Annotated in this window: 22 protein-coding genes; 6 read left to right on the top strand and 16 right to left on the bottom strand. The window is 35.7% G+C overall.

The window, feature by feature from the left end; translation table 11 throughout:
• Window positions 1-34 precede the first annotated feature (34 nt).
• The 3 genes from lrgA to lytS form a co-directional block, all read right to left on the bottom strand.
• Window positions 35-466 carry an antiholin-like murein hydrolase modulator LrgA gene (gene lrgA, locus ACHZK0_RS26515; RefSeq protein WP_395761052.1) on the bottom strand — a complete coding sequence of 144 codons (432 nt, stop codon included), beginning with the start codon at window positions 464-466 and terminating at the stop codon, window positions 35-37.
• Window positions 467-599: 133 nt separating this feature from the next.
• Window positions 600-1,340, bottom strand: coding sequence for a LytR/AlgR family response regulator transcription factor (locus tag ACHZK0_RS26520; RefSeq protein WP_262741916.1), 741 nt, complete (start codon window positions 1,338-1,340; stop codon window positions 600-602).
• On the bottom strand, window positions 1,318-3,087 hold the full coding sequence (gene lytS / locus ACHZK0_RS26525; RefSeq protein ID WP_262741917.1) for a two-component system sensor histidine kinase LytS: 1,770 nt from the start codon (window positions 3,085-3,087) through the stop codon (window positions 1,318-1,320). The genes ACHZK0_RS26520 and lytS overlap by 23 nt, the downstream gene beginning before the upstream one ends.
• A gap of 328 nt (window positions 3,088-3,415) precedes the next feature.
• Between lytS and ACHZK0_RS26530 the strand changes: the two genes are divergently transcribed.
• Complete coding sequence (locus tag ACHZK0_RS26530; protein ID WP_262741918.1) at window positions 3,416-4,714, top strand: MFS transporter; 1,299 nt, start codon at window positions 3,416-3,418, stop codon at window positions 4,712-4,714.
• A gap of 96 nt (window positions 4,715-4,810) precedes the next feature.
• Here the strand turns inward: ACHZK0_RS26530 and ACHZK0_RS26535 are convergent, their stop codons facing one another.
• The gene (locus ACHZK0_RS26535) at window positions 4,811-6,379 is read right to left on the bottom strand and encodes a BCCT family transporter (RefSeq protein WP_262741919.1); all 1,569 of its coding nucleotides are present in this window, start codon (window positions 6,377-6,379) and stop codon (window positions 4,811-4,813) included.
• A 361-nt stretch (window positions 6,380-6,740) separates the two neighbouring features.
• A complete protein-coding gene (locus ACHZK0_RS26540; protein WP_270340359.1) occupies window positions 6,741-7,811 on the bottom strand; it encodes a nitric oxide synthase oxygenase in 1,071 nt (356 codons plus the stop codon).
• Window positions 7,812-8,026: 215 nt separating this feature from the next.
• Here ACHZK0_RS26540 and sodA point away from each other — a divergent pair, with 215 nt between their 5' ends.
• Window positions 8,027-8,653 (top strand): superoxide dismutase [Mn], encoded by a 627-nt coding sequence (gene sodA / locus ACHZK0_RS26545; protein ID WP_270340358.1) that lies wholly within the window; start codon window positions 8,027-8,029, stop codon window positions 8,651-8,653.
• Between the two features lie 88 nt (window positions 8,654-8,741).
• On the opposite strand, the gene ACHZK0_RS26550 is transcribed toward sodA, so the two are convergent.
• Together ACHZK0_RS26550 and ACHZK0_RS26555 are read right to left on the bottom strand one after the other, a co-directional pair.
• Window positions 8,742-9,644 (bottom strand): NAD-dependent epimerase/dehydratase family protein, encoded by a 903-nt coding sequence (locus ACHZK0_RS26550; protein ID WP_395761053.1) that lies wholly within the window; start codon window positions 9,642-9,644, stop codon window positions 8,742-8,744.
• A 105-nt stretch (window positions 9,645-9,749) separates the two neighbouring features.
• Window positions 9,750-10,340, bottom strand: coding sequence for an AmiS/UreI family transporter (locus ACHZK0_RS26555; protein WP_000542569.1), 591 nt, complete (start codon window positions 10,338-10,340; stop codon window positions 9,750-9,752).
• Between the two features lie 425 nt (window positions 10,341-10,765).
• Here ACHZK0_RS26555 and ACHZK0_RS26560 point away from each other — a divergent pair, with 425 nt between their 5' ends.
• The gene (locus ACHZK0_RS26560) at window positions 10,766-11,167 is read left to right on the top strand and encodes a hypothetical protein (protein WP_262741924.1); all 402 of its coding nucleotides are present in this window, start codon (window positions 10,766-10,768) and stop codon (window positions 11,165-11,167) included.
• Window positions 11,168-11,371: 204 nt separating this feature from the next.
• On the opposite strand, the gene galE is transcribed toward ACHZK0_RS26560, so the two are convergent.
• Both galE and trhA read right to left on the bottom strand, forming a co-directional pair.
• Entirely contained in the window at window positions 11,372-12,388 is a 1,017-nt protein-coding gene (gene galE / locus ACHZK0_RS26565) for a UDP-glucose 4-epimerase GalE (protein ID WP_262741925.1), read from the bottom strand.
• Between the two features lie 221 nt (window positions 12,389-12,609).
• Window positions 12,610-13,257, bottom strand: a complete 648-nt coding sequence (gene trhA / locus ACHZK0_RS26570; protein WP_395761054.1) for a PAQR family membrane homeostasis protein TrhA — start codon at window positions 13,255-13,257, stop codon at window positions 12,610-12,612.
• A 164-nt stretch (window positions 13,258-13,421) separates the two neighbouring features.
• Between trhA and ACHZK0_RS26575 the strand changes: the two genes are divergently transcribed.
• Complete coding sequence (locus tag ACHZK0_RS26575) at window positions 13,422-13,982, top strand: DUF1836 domain-containing protein (protein WP_262741928.1); 561 nt, start codon at window positions 13,422-13,424, stop codon at window positions 13,980-13,982.
• 280 nt (window positions 13,983-14,262) lie between these two features.
• Here ACHZK0_RS26575 and ACHZK0_RS26580 read toward each other — a convergent pair whose 3' ends face one another.
• The 3 genes from ACHZK0_RS26580 to ACHZK0_RS26590 form a co-directional block, all read right to left on the bottom strand.
• Entirely contained in the window at window positions 14,263-15,501 is a 1,239-nt protein-coding gene (locus ACHZK0_RS26580) for a hypothetical protein (RefSeq protein ID WP_262741930.1), read from the bottom strand.
• 242 nt (window positions 15,502-15,743) lie between these two features.
• Complete coding sequence (gene dbpA / locus ACHZK0_RS26585) at window positions 15,744-17,189, bottom strand: ATP-dependent RNA helicase DbpA (RefSeq protein ID WP_395761055.1); 1,446 nt, start codon at window positions 17,187-17,189, stop codon at window positions 15,744-15,746.
• A 187-nt stretch (window positions 17,190-17,376) separates the two neighbouring features.
• On the bottom strand, window positions 17,377-18,408 hold the full coding sequence (locus ACHZK0_RS26590; RefSeq protein WP_262741934.1) for an acyltransferase: 1,032 nt from the start codon (window positions 18,406-18,408) through the stop codon (window positions 17,377-17,379).
• Between the two features lie 240 nt (window positions 18,409-18,648).
• Here ACHZK0_RS26590 and guaC point away from each other — a divergent pair, with 240 nt between their 5' ends.
• Both guaC and pepF read left to right on the top strand, forming a co-directional pair.
• Complete coding sequence (gene guaC / locus ACHZK0_RS26595; RefSeq protein WP_262741936.1) at window positions 18,649-19,632, top strand: GMP reductase; 984 nt, start codon at window positions 18,649-18,651, stop codon at window positions 19,630-19,632.
• 137 nt (window positions 19,633-19,769) lie between these two features.
• Entirely contained in the window at window positions 19,770-21,587 is a 1,818-nt protein-coding gene (pepF, locus tag ACHZK0_RS26600; RefSeq protein ID WP_395761056.1) for an oligoendopeptidase F, read from the top strand.
• Between the two features lie 37 nt (window positions 21,588-21,624).
• Here the strand turns inward: pepF and ACHZK0_RS26605 are convergent, their stop codons facing one another.
• The 4 genes from ACHZK0_RS26605 to ACHZK0_RS26620 all read right to left on the bottom strand — a co-directional run bounded on the left by ACHZK0_RS26605 (window position 21,625) and on the right by ACHZK0_RS26620 (window position 26,811).
• Window positions 21,625-22,503 carry a radical SAM/SPASM domain-containing protein gene (locus ACHZK0_RS26605; protein WP_064472508.1) on the bottom strand — a complete coding sequence of 293 codons (879 nt, stop codon included), beginning with the start codon at window positions 22,501-22,503 and terminating at the stop codon, window positions 21,625-21,627.
• A gap of 334 nt (window positions 22,504-22,837) precedes the next feature.
• Window positions 22,838-25,663: a hypothetical protein gene (locus ACHZK0_RS26610; RefSeq protein ID WP_395761057.1), complete on the bottom strand. Its 2,826-nt coding sequence runs from the start codon at window positions 25,661-25,663 to the stop codon at window positions 22,838-22,840.
• A gap of 10 nt (window positions 25,664-25,673) precedes the next feature.
• The gene (locus ACHZK0_RS26615) at window positions 25,674-26,222 is read right to left on the bottom strand and encodes a hypothetical protein (RefSeq protein ID WP_395761058.1); all 549 of its coding nucleotides are present in this window, start codon (window positions 26,220-26,222) and stop codon (window positions 25,674-25,676) included.
• Window positions 26,212-26,811, bottom strand: coding sequence for a hypothetical protein (locus ACHZK0_RS26620; protein ID WP_395761059.1), 600 nt, complete (start codon window positions 26,809-26,811; stop codon window positions 26,212-26,214). Before ACHZK0_RS26620 ends, ACHZK0_RS26615 begins: the two co-directional genes overlap by 11 nt.
• Window positions 26,812-26,830 lie beyond the last annotated feature (19 nt).

Genomic DNA, 26,830 nt, shown 5'->3' on the forward strand with positions numbered 1-26,830 from the left:
GTTCATTCCCTCCTAACAATATATACTAAATTAGTTATGCAACTTTTCCGTGCTTGCGTCCTTTATTTACTACTTTCAATTCTTTCGTATCTTCTATTTCTTTATCATCTTTTCCTAAAATGAATTGTGCAAATAACCCTGTTACAGCGAGTAAAATAATTGTTGCTACAACAATTACAGTTAAAATTTGTACAAAATATTGTCCCATTACACCAAGAGAATTAATAACTGAAATACCTGATGGGACGAAAAGGAATCCGATAATACCTGTTAAAGCTGTTCCAAGTGACTCAACTTGTTCCAATTTAATAACTTTTAAACATAATAGGCTAAATAAAATAACTAATCCGATCACCGATGAAGGCATCGGAATTGGTAAATGTGTTGCAACAATATTAGAAACTAACATAATAGCTGAAAATATGAATGCTTGTGATAAGAAACTATATACTTTTTTCGTACTCATTTTGGCCACCTCTTTCGATTTGGTACCTTAATTGTATAAGATACAAACAAAACTGTAAGCGTTTACACAATAGAACGTCAAATATACAAAATTAATTACAGAAATAGACAGATGAAATACAAAAAGCTACTTCTTAAATACGAAGCAGCTTTTTGAGTTCTTTTGCATATGTACGGCTAACAGGTACTTTTGATCCTTCTTTCATAATTAAATTATATGTAGAATTGAACCATGGTTGTATTTCTGTAATATGATTAATATTTGCAATAAAACTGCGATGGACACGCATGAAACTTGCCTGCGGCAACTTCTTTTCCAAAATGACAAGTGTATCATGTGTTACATATGTTTCTCTCATCGTTTGTACTGTAACTTTTCCGTCCACAAGTCCTACATATATAATATCTTCAATATTCACAAGTACAATCGATTCTTCAATTGGTAATGCTAATTTATGCATCTCGGTCGTTACGTCTACACTCTTTACTTCTTGTTTTGTTTCTAATTTTATTTGTTTTTGCTTTTTATATTTCTTTAATGTCTGTATGATACGTTCTTCATCGAACGGCTTTAAAATGTAATCTAATGCATCTACTTCAAATGCTTGCAGCGCATATTGATCATAGGCCGTAGCAAATACAATTGCAGGTGGATTTTTCATCTTCTTTAATATATTTGCGATTTCAAATCCGTTATCATCAGATAGCTGAATATCTAAGAACACAATATCTGGTTTATTTTGCATTAGCTCTTCTAATGCATCTTCTACACAATCTGCCTCACCAATTATCTCTACTTCTTTCGTTTGCTCTAATAAATATTTCAATTCATCACGTGCTAACATTTCATCATCAACTACTAATACTTTTAACACTCCGTTTTTCCTCCCCTACTTTTTTCGGAATTACAAAGAGGATCTTTGTCCCTTGCTCTAATTCACTTTCAATTTGAAGCATTGTCTCTTTCCCAAATAACCCAATAAGTCGTTCATTAATATTATATAAAGCTGTTCCAGTCCCTTTTTTTGATGGAACTACCATTTTCCCTAATTGTCCTAGACGTTCACTCTCAATTCCTTGCCCATTATCTTGGACTTCAAAATGCACCATCCCCTCTTTTTCAAACACATGTACTTCAACTTCGCATACTGGCTGCTTTTTCGGAAAAGCATGGCGCAATGCATTTTCAACTAATAGCTGCAGTACAAATGGTGGAACTAAGGTCGTCTTTAACTCTTCCTCAATGTACATCTTCACTTCATACTTATTTGGAAACCTCGCTTGTTCTAGCGATAAATATGCATGTACATGATTTAACTCTTGTTCTAATGGAATAAGCAATTGGCGTGCCCCTTGCAAATTACAACGAAAATACACGCTAAGCTGCAATAATAATTTTCTCGCTTTTTCTACATCTGTTCGGCATAAAGCCGATACAGTATTAATTGCATTAAATAAAAAGTGCGGATTGATTTGTGCTTGTAACGCTTTTATTTCGGCATCTTGCAATAACTTACTTTGTAACTCTGCTTCACCTAACTCAAGCTGTGTAGAGAATATTTTCGCCAGCCCTTCCGCTAGCTCTTCTTCCACACGACTTAATTGATTAGAGTTTTTAAAATAAAGCTTTAATGTTCCTATCGTATTCCCATGTGAAGTTAGTGGAATAACAACTGCCGCTTGTAACGGACACCTTTCATGCTGACAATTAATACTTTCACGTGATTTCGCTTTCATTATTTTCCCTGTTTTTAAGACTGTTTTTGATAAACCCGTTATTAAACTGTGGGAAGGAATATGATGATCTGCTGCTAATCCAACGTGAGCTAATATCTTCTCTGTATCTGTTAAGGATACCGCATCTGTTCCCGTAAAGCGGTGAATAATTTGTGCCACATGTTTACAAGAATCTTCTGTTAATCCTCTGCGAAAATATGGCAATGTTTTGTCAGCAATTCGTAATACTTTATGCGTTTGTAAAGCTTTCGCATTTTCTTCCTGGCGCAAAATAGCTTGTATCATAGAAAGTAAAATAAAACTTCCGAAACTATTTACAAGGATCATTGGTATCGCAATTGTTTTCACGATACTAATTCCATCCTCTACGATTAATAGGATCATAATCATTTCTAAAGAAACGATAAACACGCTTAAAACCGCCGAAAACTTAGGCGTAATTGCACGATTATATTTTTTGAAAATGTATCCAATATACCCTGTTATAACACCTGCTAAAATTGACGAGATTGCACAACTTAGCGCTGTCGTCCCGCCAAGCATATAACGGTGAATACCAGCAATCGATCCTACTCCAATTCCGACGATAGGACCACCAAGCAATCCACTAATTCCAACACCCATAATACGTGTATTCGCAATTGTACTAGATGACGAAACACCTTGTAGCCAATTTTCATTCATAATTGTATTCCCTGCGATTTCAATTCCCGTGTAATTGCTGACAATTGTAAATACTGAAAAAATACAAATAAGCTTAAGCTTATCGACATACCCATCTTGTCTATGAAGAAGGCGCCTGAACGTTTTAATATGAGAGAGTAAAAATCCTAAAATAACAATAAGTCCGACACGTTCAATCATCATAAGTACTAAATTTAGCATCTGTGATTCATTCCTTTTTATATGAGTTAGTTTTATTATGGGAAAATAATGAAGTGGGCGTCAAGGAGAATGAAGTATCTTTTGAAATATTTTACACATAACAATTCACTCTTTATTTGACAATCTAATAGAAGAGTGCTAAAAATAAGGTAATATAATACAGTCCTTTAACCCAACCCCGTGAGGTTGAGAAGGAAGTCGGAATATACTATACGTATGGTCTTTTTTAGGGATACGTATGCTTTTTTGGCCTTCTCATCATATCAGGTGAGAAGGCCTTTTGTTATTCTTCCATAGCGACTGTAGAAGAAAATAAGGAGGAGTAATGATGAACGTCACTACTGATGTACAATCAACAACAGAGGAGACGAAAGAGAAAAGATATAAAACATTATTTGGTTCTGCGCTAGGATATGCAGCAGAAGGTTTAGATATGTTGCTCTTATCTTTCGTACTCGTCTACATTTTAAAAGAATTTCATTTAAGCCCTGTTGAAGGTGGAAACTTAACATTAGCTACCACAATAGGAATGCTAATTGGGTCTTATTTATTTGGATTTATTGCTGATTTATTTGGGCGTATCCGTACGATGGCCTTCACAATCTTACTATTCTCACTAGCAACAGCACTTATTTATTTCGCAACAGATTATTGGCAATTATTAATTCTCCGCTTTTTAGTTGGAATGGGAGTTGGTGGTGAATTCGGGATTGGGATGGCCATCGTAACTGAAACATGGTCTAAAGAAATGCGCGCTAAGGCAACATCCGTTGTTGCACTTGGATGGCAATTTGGCGTACTAGTCGCTTCACTCCTTCCAGCATTTATCGTCCCGCATTTCGGATGGAGAGCTGTTTTCCTATTTGGGCTCATTCCCGCTCTACTAGCTGTCTATGTACGCAAAAGTTTAAGTGAACCAAAAATATGGGAACAAAAACAAAGATACAAAAAAGAGTTGTTACAAAAAGAAGCTGAAGGTAATTTAACAACTACTGAGGCAGAACAACTAAAGCAAATGAAAAAGTTCCCACTTCGAAAGTTATTTGCCAATAAAAAAGTAACGATAACAACCATTGGTCTTATTATTATGTCATTCATCCAGAACTTTGGATATTATGGGATTTTCACATGGATGCCAACTATTTTGGCAAATAAATATAACTACACGTTAGCAAAAGCGAGCGGTTGGATGTTCATCTCTACGATCGGCATGCTAATTGGAATTGCAACATTTGGTATTCTAGCCGATAAAATTGGCCGCCGTAAAACTTTTACAATCTATTATGTTGGTGGTACTATATACTGTCTCATTTACTTCTTCTTATTCACAGAATCAACATTATTGTTATGGGGAAGTGCATTGCTTGGATTCTTTGCAAATGGCATGATGGGCGGATTTGGCGCAGTTTTAGCTGAAAACTATCCTGCCGAAGCTCGCTCGACAGCAGAAAACTTTATTTTCGGTACAGGACGCGGTTTAGCTGGATTTGGACCTGTTATTATCGGATTACTTGCTGCAGGTGGAAATTTAATGGGAGCATTATCTCTCATCTTCATTATCTATCCAATCGGTTTAGTTACAATGCTATTATGTGTCCCAGAGACGAAAGATAAAGTATTAGAATAGATTGAAACTGTATCCTTCAAGAAAAGTAGTTGGATAAATAGCAAAGAGGAAGCATCTCAAATGAGATGCTTCCTCTTTTTATATAAATACAATTATTTATTTTGATTTACTAGCTTTTTGAAACAAGAAGGAAGTTTTCTCTTCTTCTTTTACAATACCTTGTTTTAAGGCTAATTCCCCTGCAACTTTAGGCGCTAGCCATAGCATTGGGAATAACAGAATGGATACCGGGACAGCTGTTACTACGATGAATGATTGTAAGGCGTTAATACTTCCCTCACCCATGTATAAAAGAATCGCTGCAACTGCGCCCATAATAAGCGACCAAAACACTCGCAAGCTAATTCTAGGATCTCCATCTCCAGTCACTGCCATTGAAATCGAATAAGCCATTGAATCTCCTGTTGTCACTACAAATAAAATTGTTAATAAAAGAAATGCAGGTCCAATAATATGAGAGAGTGGCAGTTGCTCTGTAATTGCAATCATAGCCGCTGGCATACCAGATTCACTTAATGCAGTCGAGATAGAACCAGGATTCATTAACTCATAAAATACACCTGATCCTCCCAAAATCGTAAACCAAAACGTTGTAATAATAGGTGCAATGATTCCAATTGCAACGATGATTTCTCGGATTGTTCTTCCTCTTGAAATACGGCTGACTAAAATTGCCATCATCGGTCCGTATCCAATAAACCATCCCCAGAAAAAGATTGTCCATGACCCTAACCAACCTGTATCACCACGATATGTGCTCATTGGAATAAATTCATTTATATAAAATCCAAACGAAGAAACAAATGAATCAATAATAAATCCACCTGGTCCAAACAGTAATACGAATGCCATTAATAAAACTGCTAACCTAACATTTAAATTACTTATAATTTGGATCCCTTTATCAATTCCCGTTACCGCAGATATAGTAGAAACAGCTACTACACAAACAATAATGGCTAATTGAGTAGTAAACACATCAGGAATGTTAAACAATGCTTGTAATCCATAACTTGCTTGTAGTCCTAAAAATCCGATTGGACCAATCGTCCCTGCAGCAACCGCAATAATGGCAAATACGTCAATCATTGTTCCAAGCCAACTCTTTCGCAATCTCTCCCCAAAAATAGGATATAAAAGCGTTCGAGGCTTTAACGGCATACCTTTATGATAGTGTCCGTACATCATAACTACCGCACTAATTGTACCTAAAATCGTCCAAGCGAGGAAACCCCAATGCATATAACTTTGTGCTAAAGCAGGCATTACTGCTTCTTTCGTTCCAGCAGTTATACCTTCATGTATTGGTGGCACCGTCATCAAATGGTACATCGGCTCTGCAGCTGCCCAAAAAACGCCACCTCCGGCAAGTAATGTAGACATAATAATAGCGAGCCATTTTGTCGTACTAATCTCAGGTTTTTCTAGCCCCCCAAGTTTAACTCTCCCATATTTTGAAAACGCCATACACATTGCCACAATAAATGTACCAATTAATAAAACCTGCCAAAAGGCACCAAAATATTTAATCGAAGCTGCAAAACTTCTATTAATGACTCCCTCTACGTAACTTTTATTTAAAATAACTGCAATTACAAATAATAAAAGTGAGCCACCACTAATAAGAAATACGGGCCAATCTGTTTTTCGACTCTTCATTCTCAATTACACTTCCTCCTTCCTCAGCAATCTAAAAAAACAACTTTATTATGTTTTATTGTTTACACCCAAAACATAATGATTATATAAGCATAATAATTCATCGATTTTCTACACACTTATGTTGTCCCTAAAAATATGCTAAATCCCTTATTTAAAAGAAAATTTCCATTCCTATTACATAAAAAAGCAAAACAAAAGACCTTATATTTCTATAAGGTCTTCGAAACAGAAATTTGATTATAACATAAGGAACTCCTTGGTTCAAAAAGCTCCTTCCAAAAATAACCGAGCGTAAAGGCTTCCATTTGCTACGTAACAGTAATTAAAAAAAATTATATTTTTCATAAAAAAACTATACTAAATATCATTTATGAAAGAAATTCGGCTTCAAAATTTCATTCGGATACGGTTTATGATAAATATGAGTGGTAGCTGGCGACAACGGTGGAATGAGCCACACCCAATTGCCTGTTACAACCCGTCCACATGCTGCTTCTTGCTTCTCAAATTGTTGAAACTGTTGTGCAGCTGTATGGTGATCCACAATACTAACTCCTTGTTTTTTGAAGGAATGTAATACAGCAATATTCAACTCAATTAGTGCCTTGTCTTTCCATAACGTACCGTTTCTCGATGTATCTAACTCCATCATCTCCGCAACAGCCGGCAGTAAATTATAACGATCATAATCCGCCAAGTTACGAGCCCCAATCTCCGTCCCCATATACCATCCGTTGAACGGAGCAGCTGTATAGGAAATACCGCCAATTTCTAAGCGCATATCTGAAATCATTGGAACCCCATACCATTTTACACCTAAAGATGAGATTGGGTACTCTGGATGTTCAATCGGTACCTCTTTCACTTCTTTTTTAGGAATTTCTTTATATACAGGTTCCTTTCCATCGACAGAAAAAACAAGCGGCAATACATCAAAATTCGTACCTTCTCCTTGCCAGCCAAGTTCCTGGCAAAAATCCGTAAACACAGTGGAATGAGAGTCACCGATCACTCCCATTTCTGTTTTATATCCTGCATACCGAATCAATTGGTGATTATAAATTCGTATATTATTTTCTTCACTTTGATATTGCTTAAAAATCGTAATTGTTGGTTTCACTTTCCCATCGTTCGTTGCATATTTAATATGATGAATTAATGCATTATATACACCGTTCTCATCATTTACTTCACGTGCATCTAATATGTGCATCTTACTCCAAAATAGTCTTCCGATACATCGATTACTATTGCGCCATGCCATTCGCGATCCATGAACAAGTTCTTCAAATGTATGCTCATACGTCCCCGTCTTCTCTATCTCAACTTGAATTTCTTTCACACGCTCTTCTATGAATTGCTCTTTATTTAGCTCTTTATAGCAAATCGTAATAAACTGACTCGCTTCCTCTATTAATTGTTTCGTTTTACTCATAAACGATCTCCTTCTATTTCACCAAAACGTTCTACTTTACAGTATAAGCAAAAAGAATAAGAGTCACAAATGAAAATGAAAGTGTTACCTTTATTGTAATATTTTTCAGAAAATTAAAGACATTACTATTGACTTACATAAAAAATAGGTGTATTTTTGACTCAGGTAAAGTTTTTTTACCTAGACCAACTTTTAAAGAGAAAGGAGGTAATGTTATGTCTTCATTTCAATTGCCAAAGCTTTCATATGACTATGATGAACTAGAGCCATATATCGATAGCAACACGCTTTCCATTCATCACGGAAAGCACCATGCGACATACGTAAACAACTTAAATGCCGCTTTAGAAAACTATACGGAATTACATAATAAGTCTTTAGAAGAGTTACTATGTAATTTAGACGTTTTACCAAATGAAATTGTTACAGCTGTAAGAAATAACGGTGGTGGTCACTATTGTCATAGTCTTTTTTGGGAAGTAATGAGCCCACGAGGTGGCGGTGAGCCTAATGGAGACGTTGCAAAAGTAATTGATTATTATTTCAATACCTTTGACAACTTAAAAGATCAACTTTCAAAAGCAGCTATTAGTCGTTTTGGAAGTGGCTACGGGTGGCTTGTTATGGACGGTGAGGAACTTTCCGTTATGAGTACACCAAATCAAGATACACCTTTGCAAGAAGGTAAAATTCCATTACTCGTCATCGATGTATGGGAACACGCCTATTATTTAAAGTATCAAAATCGGCGTCCAGAATTTGTTACCAATTGGTGGCATACAGTGAACTGGGACCAGGTAAATGAAAAGTATTTACAAGCCATTCAATCACAAAAACATTAGTCGTGCGTATAAGGTAAGTTTGGTAATGTAAAATTAGTATTGTCGAAATCCTCCAGAATCCCCCGGATTGCCACCGGGGGATTTATGATTATTTCATTGCATGTATGTAATACCGTAATACTTGTTCTATGTCTATTTTCAACTCTCGGAACTTGAATCCTAATTCACTGGCTTTTCCATTATGTAATGTACAATTAATCACTTCATTGTAAGGCGCTACATGTTCTCCTTCTTTTTGAACGAGTGCTTTTATTCCCGTATTTTCTTCTATAAAATGAATGACTTCGCTAGTAGAAACTACCCCGTTGCTACAAGCGTTAATTGGCCCTTCTATGTCCTTCATCCCGCACCAAGCTAAAAATTCTCCTGCTTCTTTCTCATGTATAAATGACAACTCTCCATCTAAATGCTTCACGGCGACAGGCTCTTGCTTCACAATATGTTCAACGTAAAAATATAACCTTTTCGTATAATCGTTTTCTCCAATAACAACTGGAAAACGTACTGCAACAACTGGAAAACGTACTGCAACAACTGGAAATGTTGCTTGTTGAAATACAGCAGCTTCAGCTAATCGCTTGCCTTCACCATAATTAAAATCCTTCCTATCCCCATACGTAATAGCATACTCATACGGATTAAAGTTCTCTTCTAACAATCCTAATGCTGGCTCGTAAACAGCCATTGAAGATGTCATAACGTATTTCTTCGTTTTTCCTCGTAACACCTTACATATTACCTTCGCTGCATTCGAGCTATAGCATAAATTATCGTATACGATATCATAACTTTTATCTTCTAGACGCTCTGCTAGTTGTTTTTCATCTTCTCTATCTACAATAAGTCTTTTTACTGTACTTCCAAAAGAATCTTCTGTAATCCCTCTCGTCGCAATCGTTACATCGTGTCCATCTTGCAAAAGTGCTTCTACTAAATGTTTACCAAAAAATCTTGTTCCCCCTAGCACCAATACCTTTTTCAATTTCATCATCCCCATTTTGATAAAATGTAAAATACTACCTCTCTATTATAAATGCTCATATATAAAAAGCATGGAATTCGTTTAACGATTCCATGCTTTTCTACAGAAAATATATTAACGTACTCGATATTTATAAATACAATAACAGAAATATAAAATAGAAATTACGGATACATAAACCCATAGTTCATATACGAATCCCTCTCCCCATACTCCCATAAAATAAAAGAGTGAAGGCAACGTCAATGTTACCCATGATTGTACGAAGGCAATTCTTCCAAGATATTGATTGATATTCTTTTTTTGTGTATTTAATACAAAGAATAAATACCAAAGTAATGCCCACATAAACCACGTTAATGCATTCACAACATCGTGGAATTGAACAAATGAAACAACCATATAGAATAAAGCAATAATTGCTACCCATATACAAAACCAACCTAAACCGCTACTATCCATTCCTTTTATAAAAGTAACACCTACATATAAATAGGTTAATCCAAATAAGAAAGTAGCTGCATATGAATAAACTGTCCAATTGCTTTGGTCAGAAATCATGATCAAATAGAACGGAATAATAATTTGTAGTGCACCTACAAATAAATTAAAAACACCCGCACTTTTCATCTCTGCTTTTCCTAATATAACAAGGCTATTCAAAAATAAAGCTGCACCCGAAAGTAATAATCCTACATATCCCATATATATTCGTGTGAAAATCTTTCCCTTTCACACCTTTAACCTCCCCGCACTATAAAGTGATACCTATATTATTTTTCTTCCTATTTAAAACTACACACATAATTTTACATCCAAATAAGTCAGACTTCCTACCTTAAAAAACAATAAAAAAATCCCCTCAATACATACCATACAGTAATCATGTCAATCAAAATGTATCACGTTATAAAAACGCTTTCAATAATGCGTGACTCAATTAAAAGCTAATAGGATTATTTGATTATAAACGTACTTTAACAATGATACAAGTACTAGAATACTCTTCCATATTACATTTTTTATTTCTATAAAAAATTGATAGAATAATGCATCCTCCCTATCTCATTCTATCAATGATCTGCATAGAATATTGTACAATCATATTAAATTTGAAAGGTTTGACATTTATGCCTCATCATTATCCGAATCAATCTGTGATTCATTCAACAGGTGTATTAACAAGAGATCCTGCAACAGTTTCGGCAGTAATAAACGTTGTAAATTTAGATGCATATTACGCACACTATGTAAATATAGAGGTTTGGGATTGGTCTAACTATTCTAATCCTGTAAAATTACCTGTACTCATTGGTGAAGATACAGTAGTAGAATTCCCATACCTTTTACAAGGTAACAACCTAGCAGTATTTTATGCTAATTTAGATGAAGCTATTAATTTGTATGAAATTCGTATTTCCTATCCTACTCATTCTAACATTATTGCCAATTGCTTCGGCCGAAGCCTCCCACCCTATACAAGTCAAGAAGGTAATACAGTGTATCATAAACAATTTGTTCGCATTCATTAAAGGTCTCTTTTTCCTATCAATAATCTATAAATATATGCAATAGAAGCGATTCTATTGCAATACTATGGTCAGTAATATTTCATTCATTTCTTTTTCCTAAAATGAGTATATTACTGACCTCAGGTAACAGCATAAAAAACAGAATTTATTATATACATACAATAAAAATAAAGTATCCTATAAAAGAATACTTTACTAACTCGCTTAAATCATTTGATAACCATTTTTATTATTTACCTGCCATCTCCAAGAATCTACACACATTTCTTCTAACCCATATTCCGCTTCCCATCCTAATTCTCGTTTCGCTTTAGATACATCAGCAAAACATATTGCTACATCACCAGGACGACGCCCTATTACTTTATAAGGTATTTTCTTACCTGAAACCCTCTCAAAAGCCTTTACCATCTCCAATACACTATATCCTTTACCTGTGCCAAGATTGTATGCCTCAATCCCTTTCGTCTCAAGTACTTTCTCAAGTGCCTTTACATGTCCTTTTGCAAGATCAACAACGTGAATATAATCACGGACACCTGTCCCATCTTTCGTTGGATAATCATTTCCGAATATATTTAGCTCTTTTAACTTACCTACCGCCACCTGCGTTACATATGGCATTAAATTATTCGGAACTCCATTTGGATCCTCTCCAATACGGCCACTTTTATGTGCTCCAAATGGATTGAAATAACGAAGTAACGCAATACTCCATTCATCATCAGCTTTTGCTACATCACGCATAATTTGCTCAATCATTAATTTTGTTTGTCCATATGGATTTGTCACACTGAGCGGAAATTCTTCTGTAATTGGTGATGTTTTTGGTATTCCATATACAGTTGCAGATGAACTAAAAATAAATTTTTTTACGTTATGTTTCTGCATCACATCACATAGTATGATCGTACTTATTATATTATTATAATAATATACAAGAGGAATTGTAGTTGATTCCCCCACCGCTTTAAATCCAGCAAAATGTATAACCGCTTCAATGTTATTTCTCAAAAAAATCTCATTCATTTTTTCACGATTTAAAACACTTTCTTTATAAAATTCGAATTGTTTTCCTGTTATCTCTTTTACTCGGTTTAAAGACTCGATTGAACTATTTGAAAGATTATCTACGACTATAATTTTATAATTACTATTTAATAATTCTATACACGTATGACTACCAATATATCCTGCTCCACCCGTTATAAGTATCGCCATATATAGTCCCCCACTAATTATTAATTATAAAATTTTATAACCTTAATACATATCTATCCTACCATAAAAAGACTGATAATTTTTAAAATTCATTTTTAATTATTATTCATAAAAAAAGAGCCGCATAACCTTTACGTTATGCAACTCTTTAACATACATATGTGTCTATATCTTTATTTGTTAATCAAGAAAAATAAAAATCACTCGGGAATTTCATCTTGTTAAATTACGTAGCAATATACACTTAAAAAGTGGGCAAGGCTTCCCAATAACACGAACACGTGAAAAATTTCATGATGCCCCATATGTTTAAACTCTAACCATTTTGGCTTTGTTCCATAAATAAATCCACCAATCGTATAAAAAATGCCCCCAAGCACTAGAAGCACGATACCTCCTGCACTTAAGTTAGCAGCTAATGGTGCAAAGAACAGAACAATTAACCAGCCCATTATAATATAAATTGCTGTTGATAACCATCTCGGACAACTAAACCAAAACATTTTAAAAACAATACCACAAATGGCCGTTGCATACACTAAACAAAATAATAATAAACCGTTTGTGGAATGTAATGTAATTAAACAAAATGGTGCATATGTACCTGCAATTAATATAAAAATCATAGAGTGATCGAGCTTTCGAAAGAAATAAATAACTCGTTCACTGGCTACAACACTATGGTATACAGCTGATGCTGTATACAGAACCATCATTCCGATACCAAACAAAATAACAGCTGTAATTGACGCAAAAGATGGCATTTTAACAGAAACTTTTACAAGCATAGCTAATAATGCAACAAATGATAATACAGCTCCTCCCAAATGGGTAAAAGCATTAACCGGTTCTCTTATATACGCATTCATATAAACACCCCTCATATAATTACATGTAGTTTTGATAACTACATGTAATTATATACACATTAATCTTATAGGTCAACATTTACAATTCATTTGTTTCGTAATACCATATTTAAAGATAAACTAAACATTATACTCCACTAAGTTATAAAAGCGAGGGGTTCTACGTGGAAAATATAAACAAATTACTTGAAGCATTACATTTAGAAAAAAATATTACGCTTGAGGATATTCCAAATGTCGACTTGTATGTAGACCAGGTTGTCCAACTATTTGAAAATACTTATGCGGATACAACAAGAACCGATGATGAAAAAGTATTAACAAAAACAATGATTAACAATTACGCAAAAGGTAAACTGTTTATTCCAATCAAAAATAAAAAATACTCAAAAGATCATATGATTTTAATTAGCTTAATTTATCAATTAAAAGGGGCCCTTTCCATTAATGACATAAAAAGCTCCTTAAAAAATATAAATGAATCCTTATTAAGCGATGATTCATTCGAATTAAATACGCTATATAAAGATTATCTTTCTCTTACCGAAAACAACGTCGAAAGCTTTACACAAGACGTAAATAACCGTGTTTCAGAAGTAAGCGAGATTTCTTCTTTAGAAGATCCGAACCTAGAGAAATTTTTATTACTAACATCATTTGTGTCGATGAGTAATATGTATAGGCGCTTAGCTGAGAAGTTGATTGATGATTTAGAAGAAGCCTAATAACTATAAAGTGAAACTTTAATCAGTGGGGGTTTTCTTCATCCCCCACTGATTATTAGCCCTCACCAATCGGACTTTAATGGGCAGCCCGACCCCCACCTAACTTCTTTGCTTTCGCTGAATTTTGAGGTGGGGGGTCTTACTGCCCATTAAAGCGGGATAAAAATGAACTTCAACTATCCGAATGATTGTATTATTTTTTATTGGATTTTACTCTTCCAAAATAAAAAAGTACATTTTGCATACTAGCAAAATGTACTTCTCTCTAAAGTTATAATTTTTACTGTTTCTTTATTAGCAATCCAAAGCGATCATAATACTCTTTTACTAATAATTTACACATAGCATAGAAAATAAAAACATTAATAGTAACGATAAACATTCCCATATTCGTATTAGAGCCCGCATACAGAACCATTACTATATTTAAAAAGATTGTTAACGTTAATCCTAAAGCTATTCCTGTCCACTTCATTTCATATAGCAGTAAAAAGATAACAAATACTAATGCTGGGAAAGCATATCTCTCATGCATTTGCGTAGGTAACATAAAGAACGCAAAGCTTATAAAAGTCGCTGCTTTTAATAGAACTGCCGTATTCATATGACGATGGAAAAAGACATACAAACAAGTTAATGCCGCTGCAATAGACAAGAGTATTAATCCAACTGTTTTTAATGTAATATGCGGTAAAATTTGAATAGTATCCACTGTATTAGGATCCGTACCAATTGCGTAATACCAAATGTTCATAGCAAATACAGTTACTGTTGGGAACGTCCCCACCGCATTTAAATATGCTTGCTTTAACATCGTGATAAATGTTCCATGAGCTGCGAAATAAAGACCGAATATTAATAACGGGATACCGAACCCTATTATAAATTTAGTTAATTGCTTGCCTTCTTTCTTTTCCCAAATGATTTTTAAGAAATACATAGCAAACACAGGCGCAATTACGATTGATTGAAATTTAGCTAGTAATGCTATAGCATAAATAGCACCAGACCAAGTTGGCTTAGACATTAGTAATAAAATAGAACTAACCATCAATATACTATGTAGCATATCTACTTGACCCCAAATAGTACCATCCACTATAACGGCTGGACTAAATGCAAAAAATGTTACTAACGCTGCTCTCACAATCGAATTGTCCATCCTTTTAGAAACTATAGCAAAAATGATTATAGCTACTACTTCAAATACAATGGATGGGATCCGAATTAAAACACCCGCAGCTTCCACAGATGTATTAAAAAATGACAATATACCTCCATAAATACCTAAAAGAGCTAAGAAAAATGGCGGATAGTTTACTAAATCTCCATGTGCATACACATCACCTAGTCCATATTTACCTACTGTATTCATCCAATCCACAAAAAATAGTTGATCTCGTTCATATCCTTCTAAATGAAATGCTAAATATAAACGTAATAACAAAGATGCAACAACTACTACAATCAAATAAAAATGAAGCCATTTTAAACTCCACCTATCTTGAGTCAAATTCATTTAATAAACACCGTCCTTACTTTTTATAGCTTACAACAATTAAATTGAAATTGATTTACTTATATAAAAATATATCCCTCAATGAATTAACAACTTCTCCATTCAATGGCAAAAAAATTAAATAAATATAATAACATACAAAAACACAATCATCAATCACGTATTAGTTAAAGTCCATTCAAATTGTCCGATCTATAAGTAATCCTCAAAAAAATATCCACCTTTAAAGTGGATATTTTCATTTATTTAATTGCCTCATGAACTTTTAATTGTTTACCTTTTATCGTTGTATTTCTCATAATCTTTAAAACAAGTGGTCCTTTTCCGTTTAATATTTCAACATAAGAAACATTATCTTGTATTGTAATAATACCTATATCATCAGCAGAAACACCTTGAATTTTAGCAATTGTACCAACGAAATCTACTGCCCTAATTTTCTTTTTCTTTCCGCCATTAAAGTACAATTTCATAATTCCTTTGTTTAGGTCTGCATTTTTATCTTTCTTTATAACTGGTTTAGCATATATCTTTTCTTCAAATGCTGCTTTCCCTTTTATAACTTTTTCTTTTGAAGGTGCCAGTTCCTTTGGAATTTCAAATCCGATATATTCCTCAATCTCTTCTAAAAATCTATTTTCATAAGGCGTTATAAATGTAATGGCTTTTCCACTATTACCAGCTCGTCCTGTTCTTCCTGTACGATGTACATAGCTTTCTTTTTCTAATGGAATATCGTAATTAACAACATGTGTAATATTATCAATATCAATTCCTCTCGCAGCTACATCAGTTGCTACTAAATAACGGAACTTTCCTTTTCTAAAATCATCCATAACTTCAAAACGATCTTCCTGTACCATACCACCATGTATTTTGTCACAAGGATAATTAACTCGTTTTAGCTGTCTATATACATTGTCTACGTTTTCTTGTGTACGACAAAAAATAATACAGCTGTCTGGATTTTCAATCATAGTTATATCCTTAAGAAGTGAAAGTTTTTCTTCTTCTCTTACTTCAAAAAGGGTATGTTCAATTTTATCTGTTGTAATCCCAGCTGCTTTAATTTCAATATGAGTTGGCGCATTCATATATGTACGGGATAATTTTTCAACATCTTCCGGTAGGGTTGCTGAAAATAGCATTGTCATTCTTTTTGTAGGTAATTCATCAATAATTGCCTCTACTTGATCGATAAAGCCCATATTTAGCATTTCATCTGCTTCATCAATCACTAAATATTTCAATCGCTCTAAAGAAAGAGTCCCTTTTTCAATATGATCCAACACACGTCCTGGAGTCCCTACTACAATATGCGTCTTTTGTTTTAACTCTAATTTTTGACGTGCAAATGGAGATTTACCATAAATTGCAGCAGCTTTAATTCTCTTGAATCGTCCTATATTCATAATATCTTCTTTCACTTGAACAGCAAGTTCCCTCGTTGGTGTTAAAACTAATGCTTGTGGTTTATTCTCTTCCCACTCTACCATTTCACAAAGTGGTATTCCGAACGAAGCCGTTTTTCCACTTCCCGTTTGCGACTTTACAACAAGATCCTTCTTTTGCAATGCAACTGGAATAACTTCTCCTTGCACTTCTGTTGGATGCTCATATCCTAAACCAGTAAGTGCTCGTCTTACTTCTTTACTTAATGCATAATTACTAAAGCTTTTTTTACTCATATATTAACCTCATTTGATTTTATATTTAATCTATTCTGTTCTTCATACCTCACTTTAGACTATAGTAAGATACTATATTAATCCACTGTTTTTAATTCGTTTAAACCTAAATTTATCTAAGTATAATTTTAAAATAGTAAAGGGCAGCCTTCATACTAAGTCTGCCCTATCTATACTGTATTCATTTTTACGGAACCAATTTTTTCACAACTGGTATTCTTTGCAATACTAACGTGATTATCAGACTAAGAACAATTGTAATCGTTACATTAATAGGTATTGCCAATATTGCATGTACACGTTCATTTACTTTAGGGAAAACCATGTACAACAAGTTATTTAATAAGAAGAAGTGAAGAATATAGATTCCAAGGCTTGCTTGATTTATAAAACGGAATAACAATGGTAATTCTCTTTCTGATTTTTGGAAAGCATATTTGAAAAATACAAATAATCCAATCGCCATCAGTACAACGCCTGGTGCAAAATATCCGTACCAAAACTGCTCTAACTGTCCATTTGCTTTTACCGTATAGTAATAAGTAATAAAGAATGTACTAATAAATCCTACAAGTCCGCCAATGTAAGAAATACTTCTCCATTTTTTCGAAATATCAAAATTAGATAAATAATAACCAAGTAAGAAATACCCTACATAATTTGTAACGTAAAATAATTCAATATTAAAGTTGATAGGATAATAATATTTAACTAAATTGACTACAACAGACGCATATAACCATAAAATTAAAAAGTATTCTATCTCTCTTTTTTTGGCGTTCTTCACAAAGATTTTCAGTAACGGTGTAATTAAATATATCCCTACAATCATGTATAAGAACCATAAATGTCCTCCAATTGTATCCGTTAAAAAGTGCTTTATCCCTTGCTTTAAAGATGCTGGGAAATATCCTGCATATGCTCCATATGCATAAAATATAGCACTCCAAGCTACAAAAGGTATAATTACTTTACTTGCACGCTTCTGTAAAAATTCTCCAACCGAAATATCTTTCGTTCCTTTTAACAATAAAGCTCCACTAATCATTACAAAAATCGGCACACTCGCACGTGAAATCGATTCAAATAGATTACCAGCCATCCAGCGTGATACATTATTTGCATCTAGCATAGAAGCATAACCAGCAGAAACGTGAATTGTAACCACTGCGATTGTTGCTAATACACGCAACCAATCCATATATACTAAGCGCTTCATTAACAGCCCTCCTAAATTTACCTATTTAACTTTTCTTTTCCAAACATCATTTTACATCAAATAATGCTATGTTTAAACACATTTTAGTTATATGAACTTACAACATAGGCGGCTAAATTTTAATTTTAAAATATAAACATGAAAACCTTTGACTTATGAGTGAAAATAATGTAAATTATCCTTTGGACGAACATTTTTAAACAAAATGAATAAAATATTCGTATTTTAGGGGTGTAAATGATGGAAAACGTATTCGACTATGAAGATATTCAATTAATTCCTGCAAAATGTATTGTGAACAGCCGCTCTGAATGTGATACAACTGTCACTTTAGGTAAATATAAATTTAAATTACCTGTCGTACCTGCTAATATGCAAACGATTATTGATGAAAGAATCGCAACTTATTTAGCTGAAAACAATTACTTCTATATCATGCATCGTTTCCAGCCAGAGAAACGTATCTCATTCATTAGAGATATGCAATCACGTGGATTAATCGCTTCTATTAGCGTTGGTGTAAAAGAGGACGAATATGAATTCGTACAACAATTAGCTGCTGAGCAACTTACGCCTGAATACATCACGATTGATATCGCACACGGACATTCTAATGCTGTAATCAACATGATTCAGCATATTAAAAAGCATTTACCAGAAAGCTTCGTTATCGCTGGAAATGTTGGAACTCCAGAAGCGGTAAGAGAATTAGAAAACGCTGGTGCTGACGCAACAAAAGTTGGTATTGGACCTGGTAAAGTTTGTATTACGAAAATTAAAACAGGCTTTGGAACTGGCGGTTGGCAACTAGCTGCACTTCGCTGGTGTGCAAAAGCTGCAAGTAAGCCAATTATCGCTGACGGTGGTATTCGTACACACGGCGACGTAGCTAAATCTATTCGATTTGGGGCGACTATGGTTATGATCGGTTCTCTATTCGCTGGTCATGAAGAGTCTCCAGGGGAAACAATCGAAAAAGACGGCAAACTTTATAAAGAGTACTTTGGTTCAGCTTCTGAATTCCAAAAAGGCGAGAAGAAAAACGTTGAAGGTAAGAAAATGTTCGTTGAGCATAAAGGTTCTTTAGAAGACACTTTAATCGAAATGGAACAAGATCTTCAATCTTCTATCTCTTACGCTGGTGGAACAAAATTAGACTCAATTCGTACTGTAGATTATGTAGTCGTGAAAAACTCTATTTTCAACGGCGATAAAGTATATTAATTTTTAAATTTAACTCGAAGGACAAGCATTTTTATGCTTGTCCTTCTTTTATATATATAGAAATATATAATATTTTTATTTTACTGAATTTTCTAGTATCATGTTTTTAGATACTTATAATAAGGGGGATATAATAAATGAAAAATATAATTGAGAAACGCCATATTCGCGCAGAAATCCCTACTGAACTAACATGGGACCTCTCTGATTTATACGAATCTGATAAAGAGTGGGAAACTGCATTACGTGTATTAACAGACGATATAAAAAAACTTGATGCGTTTAAAGGACAATTACACACTAGCTCCACTACCTTATTACATTGCCTACTTTTAGAAGAAGAGCTTTTAATGAAGTTAACAAAATTATACTCCTACGCAAATTTAAAAGAATCTACTGACCGTACAAATCCAGTTATTCAAGCGCACTCTTCCAAAATTGCTGCTTTATGGACGAAAGTACATACTGCATTATCCTTTATCCATAATGAAATCCTCTCATTCGACGAAGGCACAATTGAAAAGTATTTAGCTGAAGAAATAAAACTTGAACCTTTCCGTAAATCATTACTAGACATCCTACAAAAAAGGCCGCACACGCTCTCTCCTGAAACAGAAGAAGCTCTTGCTGCACTTGGTGAAGTCCATAGTTCTCCATACAAAATTTACGGTATGACTAAATTAGCCGATATGGATTTTACCTCCATACAAGACGAACAAGGGAACGAACTCCCTGTATCATTTGCATTATTTGAAAGTAAATATGAGTTCTCTCCAAGCGTAGACATACGTAGAAAAGCGTACTCATCATTTGTTTCTACCTTAAAACGATATAAAAATACAGTGGCCACAACATATGCGACTGAAGTAAAAAAACAAGTAACACTCTCTCGTTTACGCAAATTTGAATCTGTTACTCATATGCTTTTGGAACCTCAAAAAGTTCCACTTGAAATGTATGACAATCAACTTGATATTATATACAAAGAATTGGCACCTCATATGCGCCGTTTTGCAGATTTAAAAAAGAAAGTACTAGGACTCGATCAAATGCTGTTCTGTGACTTACATGCACCTTTAGATCCCGAATTTAATCCAACCATCACATACAAAGAAGCCGGAAAACTCATTCAAGACTCTTTACAAGTATTGGGCGACGAATATGGTTCCATTATCGAAAAAGGATTTAAAGAGAGATGGGTCGATCTTGCAGATAATGTTGGGAAATCAACAGGGGCATTTTGCTCAAGTCCATATGGTTCTCATCCATACATTTTAATTACATGGCAAAATACGATGCGTGGATGCTTCACATTAGCCCATGAATTTGGGCATGCTGGTCATTTTTATTTAGCAAATAAAAACCAGCGTATTATGAATGTACGTCCATCTATGTACTTTGTCGAAGCACCATCTACGATGAACGAATTACTATTAGCCCAGCATTTATTAGCGACAACTGACGATAAGAGAATGCGCAGATGGGTAATTCTGCAACTACTCGGCACATATTATCATAACTTTGTTACTCACTTACTTGAGGGAGAATATCAAAGAAGAGTATACACACTAGCAGAAGAAGGAGGAGCACTTACAGCTACAACCTTAACTGAAATAAAAACAAATGTACTTTCGACATTCTGGGGGAATTCTGTAGAAATTGACGAAGGCGCTGGCTTAACTTGGATGCGTCAACCTCATTATTATATGGGCTTGTATTCTTACACCTATTCTGCAGGCCTCACTGCATCTACTGCGGTAGCTCAAATGATTAAAGAGGAAGGGCAACCTGCCGTTGATCGCTGGTTGGATGTACTTCGCGCTGGTGGTACGATGAAACCACTTGAATTAATGCAACATGCCGGAGTCGATATGTCAAAACCAGATGCAATCCGTAAAGCCGTTTCTTACGTCGGCTCCTTAATTGATGAATTAGAACGCTCTTATCAAGAATAAAAAACAAGCCCTCGCTTGATGAGGGCTTGTTTTTTATTTATTTTCCAAATCTTTTACGGTATCCACATTTCCTGCATAGCTCTTCGACTGCAACCCTTTTCGAAAATCCATCTACAATGTTTGTTGCTCTTTCACCTTCTATAATGTTAGAAAATGAGTCAGTATTAATATTCCCAAGGTTAATAATCCCTTCACCATCTAAACAACAAGGAATAACCGTTCCGTTCGCTAAAATACCTGCTTGATTTCGAAGACCATGACAGAATCCTTTTCCATCATCCTCTTCTTCATGTAATGCCGGCCACTGGAATTCATAGTCTTGATTAATAAAGACACGTTCCGCAATTTTTATACCTTTTCCTGGTGTAAGCTTCTCTTCGATTTGGTAAGATAGACCAAACTCATTTTCAATGATGGATAATAAATCTCTATTTTTCTGGATTTCAGCATTCGTTTTATTATCCTGAGTTAAATTCCATAACCGTAGTGAAACAATTAAATCCGATTGACTTGTCGCCTCTCTAATAAAAGAAAGTATACTTCTTACATAACCCTCTTTATCTTGCGAACCTGGATGTCCATCAAAACTGTGTAATGAAAAATTCATTTGTCTTAACGCAGGTTTATTTAACAGCCTATGCCTTCTCTTATTAATTAACGTTCCATTCGTTGTAATATTAACTTTAAACCCTTTTTCATGGCTTAAATCTAACAATTGATCTATTTTTGGATGGAGCAATGGCTCACCCTTCACATGCAAATAAATGTAGTCTGTGTGAGGTTTAATTTGGTCTAATCTTTTCGCAAAATCCTCCACAGAAATGAATTGCTTCTGCCTTTCCGTCGGCGGACAAAAGCTGCACGCAAGATTACATACACTCGTAATCTCCAAGTAAAACTTTTTAAACTTCTTCACCTTTAATTCCTCACTTCTATGACTACTTATACTTTTTTCCTCTTCATATTACATCATATTTTTTTAGAAATAGAAACATACTTATTTTAGAAAATCTATATACCACCTATTAATGTGTAAAAGACCATCGGTGATTTTTGTCCAATGGTCTTTTTTACTCTTTATATACAAATGAAAAATTTATTTATAATACGGTTCACTGTTATAACATTAAGTGAGATTTTATTTGTTACATTGCCACTGAAACAGAAAGAGAAGTAGAAGAAATGTACTCAGACATTTCTCCAACTCCTAGGTATAGCTCTTGTAAAACTTCGTTATTCAATTTGATATGCTAGTATCCTTCATCTTCATCCTCTTGATAATAGTTCGTCTCTGATTCTCCAGATTCTTCTGTTTCAGGTTCTTCCTCTGGCATTTCTTGTTCCAGTTCTGGCTCTTCTTCTGATTCTTCTTGCTCCAGTTCTGGCTCTTCCTCTGGCATTTCTTGTTCCAGTTCTGGCTCTTCTTCTAATTCTTCTTGCTCCAGTTCTGGCTCTTCCTCTGATTCTTCTTGCTCCAGTTCTGGCTCTTCCTCTGATTCTTCTTGCTCCAGTTCTGGCTCTTCTTCTGATTCTTCTTGCTCCAGTTCTGGCTCTTCCTCTGGCATTTCTTGTTCCAGTTCTGGCTCTTCTTCTGATTCTTCTTGCTCCAGTTCTGGCTCTTCCTCTGGCATTTCTTGTTCCAGTTCTGGCTCTTCTTCTAATTCTTCTTGCTCCAGTTCTGGCTCTTCCTCTGGCATTTCTTGTTCCAGTTCTGGCTCTTCTTCTGATTCTTCTTGCTCCAGTTCTGGCTCTTCCTCTGGCATTTCTTGTTCCAGTTCTGGCTCTTCTTCTAATTCTTCTTGCTCCAGTTCTGGCTCTTCCTCTGGCACTTCTTGTTCCAGTTCTGGCTCTTCTTCTGGCATTTCTTGTTCCAGTTCTGGTTCTTCCTCTGGCATTTCTTGTTCCAGTTCTGGCTCTTCTTCTGATTCTTCTTGCTCCAGTTCTGGCTCTTCCTCTGATTCTTCTTGCTCCAGTTCTGGCTCTTCCTCTGATTCTTCTTGCTCCAGTTCTGGCTCTTCCTCTGATTCTTCTTGCTCCAGTTCTGGCTCTTCCTCGGATTCTTCTTGCTCCAGTTCTGGCTCTTCCTCGGATTCTTCTTGCTCCAGTTCTGGCTCTTCCTCGGATTCTTCTTGCTCCAGTTCTGGCTCTTCCTCTGATTCTTCTTGCTCCAGTTCTGGCTCTTCCTCGGATTCTTCTTGCTCCAGTTCTGGCTCTTCCTCTGATTCTTCTTGCTCCAGTTCTGGCTCTTCCTCTGATTCTTCTTGCTCCAGTTCTGGCTCTTCCTCTGATTCTTCTTGCTCCAGTTCTGGCTCTTCCTCTGATTCTTCTTGCTCCAGTTCTGGCTCTTCCTCGGATTCTTCTTGCTCCAGTTCTGGCTCTTCCTCGGATTCTTCTTGCTCCAGTTCTGGCTCTTCCTCTGATTCTTCCTCTGAGTCCTCTTGCTCTCGTTCTCGCTCTTCCTCTGAGTCCTCTTGCTCTCGTTCTCGCTCTTCCTCGGGTTCTTCTTGCTCCGGTTCTCGGTCTTCCTCTGATTCTTCCTCTAGATCTTCTCGCTCCAGTTCTGGGATTTCCTCGGATTCTTCTTCTGGATCTTCTTGCTCCGGCTCTCGGTCTTCCTCTGATTCTTCCTCTGGGTCCTCTTGCTCCGGTTCTCGGTCTCCCTCAGATTCTTCCTCTAGATCTTCTCGCTCCAGTTCTGGGATTTCCTCGGATTCTTCTTCTGGATCTTCTTGCTCCGGCTCTCGGTCTTCCTCTGATTCTTCCTCTGAGTCCTCTTGCTCTCGTTCTGGCTCTTCCTCTGAGTCCTCTTGCTCTCGTTCTCGCTCTTCCTCAGATTCTTCCTCTGAGTCCTCTTGCTCTCGTTCTCGCTCTTCCTCAGATTCTTCCTCTGAGTCCTCTTGCTCCGGCTCTCGGTCTCCCTCAGATTCTTCCTCTAGATCTTCTCGCTCCAGTTCTGGGATTTCCTCGGATTCTTCTTCTGGATCTTCTTGCTCCGGCTCTCGGTCTTCCTCTGATTCTTCCTCTGAGTCCTCTTGCTCACGTTCTCGCTCTTCCTCGGGTTCTTCTTGCTCCGGCTCTCGGTCTCCCTCAGATTCTAAATCCTTTTCTTCCGTATGTGGCATGACATCAGTTTCTGTAACTTCTTGTTCGTGGGCTTTCTCGGCCTCTGCCTCACCGTCCTCCCGCAACAAGGATTCCGGTTGTTCCTGTGGGCCTGTTAAATTATCAACCTCTCCATCTACTGAATCATTATATTCTTGTTCGTCTTGTGCGATGGATTCGTCAGCACCCCGTGTTCCCTCATCCTTCTCTTGTTGTACTGGACTTTCTATCATGCCTTCATCTTCTGGTGGTGGCGATGGTGGTCCGTTACTACCATTATCATCTGGATTAATAAGAGTTGTACTAGGGAATTCCTTTTCCACCCCATATTTCTCCTGCTTAATTTGCTCTTTTTGATTTCGGAATTTTTCTAAAACACCCTTGTTATATGTTTCTTTTTCCACGCTTTCTTTTAACGTTTCCCGAAGCCCCTCTTTTTCATCTGGGGTCATACTGTCATATTTCTCTTGCAGCTTTTCTCTTCTCCGACCACCTAGTATTTTATCGTAACCTTCTTTCGTCACTTCACCCGCTTTGTTTTCTAGCTGTTCAAGTTTATCTTTTAATCCTGCTTTAAATCCTTCTCCAATAGCTGCTTCAATAGCGGTTTCTACAATACCCCCGACAAATGGGATGTCAATTATCGACTTAACTCCCTTGATGCCATACTTGATGCCATACCTGGTTCCATACTTCCCAATAGACCCTGCTATATTTCGTTCAAAATTAAGATTTGCCTCAACAGTTTTACTTAAATCTTTAATTTGGTCTTGTTTTGCTGCGATGCTTTTTTCCGTGTTTATACCAAATTTCTCGCCTATATAAGCAGAGGCTAATTGTTTCTTTTCATCAAAAGATGTTCCTTTTAATGCTTGAATTCCTGAAGTTGTATCTTGATATGTTGAAACGACTGTTTGTCTTTTTTCTGTGTATATTTGTTTGAATTTACCAGCAATTTGTTTAATACGACTCATCGTTTAGTCCCTACCCTAATGGGCGAAGCGAAAGAACATCGCATGTAATTAGAAGCGGAATCCAATTCATAAACTCTTCAACAATGCTGCCTAACGCTATCCCAGAATCATCATGAACTGCTTGTAATACATTCGAACATGGCATAATCGGATGTGCATGGAACCAGATCAAATAAGAGACAACCGGCATTTCCACTGGATCATGCTTCGGGAAACTCATTACTGTATAGAGATTTCCGGTTTGTTTTCCTGCTTGTCCTTTTGGAACTAGCGAAAAGCGATCAAAAAACTCTGATGAATACGTATCCGGATACTTCACAATAGCCCCTTTTGATTCTAAATTTGCTAAGGTTGTTTTTAGTGCATTCGCCTCTATTGCTGGATTGATTTTGAGCAACTTCTGTAGGGTACTTGGTTGCGCCTTAATGACTTCCCACAGGCTATACGAAAAATCATCTACTTCTACAATTTCTTGCAACTTCAATTTATATGTATTTGCTTGATAAAGATCTTGGAACTGACCTAATCCTTCACCAATTGCAATATATTTATTCGACATCGTCTGCCCCCTCTGCCATAAATGGTAAGTATTCGACATTCCACAAACCTAATTTTATTAATTTTGCACCTTGTTCATTTAGAAGTGCTAGCACTTCAGTATCATTCATCCCTAGCTGAGTCATTGTTATTGATAAAATTTCAATTAAAGCTTCACTACCAGCTGCAGCATTCCACAGGGCATACTGCTCTCTCGTTAAATGTAGATTGTCTCTTTTCAGGGCGCTGCCTATGCGCCACTTGTTATTCTCACATCCATAAGCCACACCATTACGTGTCGCAAACGTTTCGACAAGTAAACTATTTTCAGCATCTTCAAAATACCAAGGCATGATTAAATTGAAACGCAATAATTTCAAGAGGATATCTTCAAACTGTAGCTTTGGAAATTTAGGCTTTAGTTTCGCTGATAGCTCCTCTTGCCATTGAAAAATTGATGAATAGTAGCGTAATTTCGACCATGCAAAATATTCGACATGCGTTAAAATAATTGGAGATAAGCTACTGCCTACTGCATAAAAACGTTCCCCATTTTTTTCATCGTATAGCCCTAAATCTCGACCGATAGGTACAAATAATTCTGTTGTCATATTGTGGCCTCCTCTAAGT

Origin of the sequence: Bacillus sp. 3G2, from assembly GCF_044324725.1 — a bacterium.
Classification (GTDB): Bacteria; Bacillota; Bacilli; order Bacillales; family Bacillaceae_G; genus Bacillus_A; species Bacillus_A mobilis.